The 2,407-nt window shown below is 67.6% G+C and carries 2 protein-coding genes; both read right to left on the bottom strand.

The annotated features are described in order from the left end of the window. The coding region (locus AAW14_RS39165) for a non-ribosomal peptide synthetase (RefSeq protein ID WP_265569234.1) at positions 1-2,012 on the bottom strand (2,012 nt) is incomplete at its 3' end. 2 nt (positions 2,013-2,014) lie between these two features. Then, a partial coding sequence (locus tag AAW14_RS39160) for a condensation domain-containing protein (RefSeq protein ID WP_265569233.1) occupies positions 2,015-2,407 on the bottom strand: 393 nt, incomplete at its 5' end.

Below are 2,407 nucleotides of genomic sequence, written 5' to 3'. Positions count from 1 at the left end.
CCCGGCTCGTCGTCGGCGACGACGTAGGCGACCAGACGCACATCACCCGGCACGTCCTCGCGGGCGATCACCGCCGCCTGCGCGACCTGCGGGTGCCCGGCCAGGACGGCCTCGACCTCGCCCGGCTCGATCCGGAACCCACGGACCTTCACCTGCTCATCCGCACGCCCCAGATACTCCAACTGCCCATCCCGACCCCACCGCGCCACATCACCCGTGCGATACATCCGCACCCCCGGCTCGAAGGGGTTCGCCACGAACCGCTCCGCCGTCAGACCAGGGCGACGCACATAACCCCGCGCCACCTGCACCCCCGCGACATACAGCTCACCCCCCACGCCCGGCGCCACCGGCCGCAAAAACTCATCCAGAACATACAGACGCATGTTCGCCACCGGACGCCCAATCGGCACCCGATCACCCACCACCTCCTGCCCCGCCCGCACCTCGAACACACAGCACCCGACCACCGCCTCGGTCGGACCGTACTCATTGACCACCACCGACCCACAAGCACGCTCCAACCACGCCCGCACCACCGAACCCGGCAACGCCTCACCCCCCACCACCCACGTCCCCGCCGCATCAATGATCTGACTGCCAGCCAGCATCTGCGACAGCAAAGGCAGATGCGCCGGAACCACCTTCACCAGACCGAAACCACCGCGATCACCCAGCAGCTCCGCCAAACCCTCCGCACCACCCGCCCGGCTCACCACCACCGGCGCACCCGACACCAACGGCACCACCACACTGGTCACCGTCAAGTCGAACGCCAACGACGAATGCAACGGCGCACCACCGCCCCCACCGTACGCACCCACAGCCCACCCGACGTAGTTCGCCAGACCCGCATGCGTGACCGCAACCCCCTTCGGCCGCCCCGTCGACCCCGACGTATACATCACATACGCCAGACCCTCCCCGGACACCCGCACCAAAGGAGCCACCGCAGGCAACACCGACAACTGCGCCGCCATCAACGGACCGTCCACCGCCACCAGCCGTCCCCGCCCGGCCGGCAACTCCTCCAGCACCTCCTCATCCGTCAACGTCAGCACCACACCACTGTCCGCAAGCATGTAGGCAATACGCTCCGCCGGATACTCCGGATCGACCGGCAGATACCCCGCCCCCGCCTTCCAAACCGCCACAACAGCCACCACCATCTCCACACCACGCGGCAGACACACCCCCACCAGCGACTCCGCACCCACCCCCTGCGCCACCAGATACTGCGCAAGACGATTCGCCCGCACATCCAACTCCCCGAACGACACCTCCACACCATCCACGACCACCGCCACCGCATCCGGAGTCCGGGCAACCTGCGCCTCGAACAACTCCGGCACCAGCCCCGACCCGAAATCGGCCTCGGTGTCGTTCCACTCCACGAGCACCCGCCGGCGCTCACCCTCCTCCAGGACATCCACACCGCTCAGCCGCAACCCCGGATCACCGGCCACCAACTCCAGCACCCGCACCAAACGCTCCGCGATCCGCCCGACACTCACCTCCTCGAACAGATCCGCCGCACCGATCACCGTGCCAACCACACCCCCCGGCGCCCCCTGCGCATCAAACACCTCACCCAGCAGCACATCCAGATCGAACCGCGCCGCCGACGCAGCCCCCACCGGCATCCCACCAACCCGCACACCCGGCAGATCAAGAACCGCCTGCGCATTGTTCTGCATCGTGAACACCGTCTGGAACAGCGGATGACGCCCCATCGACCGCGACGGCGCCAACTCCTCCACCAACCGCTCGAACGGCACATCCTGATTCGCGAAAGCCGACAGACTCGTCTCCCGCACCCGGCCCAGCACCTCACGGAACGTCGGATCACCCGACAGATCCGTCCGGATCACCAGCGTGTTCACAAAGAAGCCGACCAGATCATCCAACGCCGCATCCGTACGACCCGCATTCGCCGCACCAACCGGAATATCCACACCCCCACCCAGACACGACAGCAGCACCGCCAACGCCGACTGCAACACCATGAACATCGTCACACCCTCGGCCCGCGCAACCCGCGCCAACCCGGGTCGCTCTCGTCACCCAGCAGCTCACGCTGCCAGAGCGCGTAGTCGGCGTACTGCACCGGCAACGGCTCCCACCCAGGCACCCCACCCCCGCACCGGGCCGCATACGCAACCGACACATCCCGCGCCAACGGCGCCCACGACCAGCCGTCACCGGCAATGTGATGCACCACGATCACCAGAGCCCGCTCGTCCGGCCCGGCCTCGAAGAGCCACGCCCGGATCGGCACCTCCGACGCCAGATCGAACAGATACCCTGCCGCCCCCGCAACCGAAGCTTCCAGCTCCTCGGGCGCCACCTGCACCACCGACAGCTCCCACTCCAGATCCGCAAGGTCCAGGATCCGCTGGTAGGGCTC

Source organism: Streptomyces hygroscopicus (assembly GCF_026168105.1).
GTDB classification, from domain to species: Bacteria; Actinomycetota; Actinomycetes; order Streptomycetales; family Streptomycetaceae; genus Streptomyces; species Streptomyces hygroscopicus_D.
This window is presented reverse-complemented; position numbering and strand designations above follow the sequence as displayed.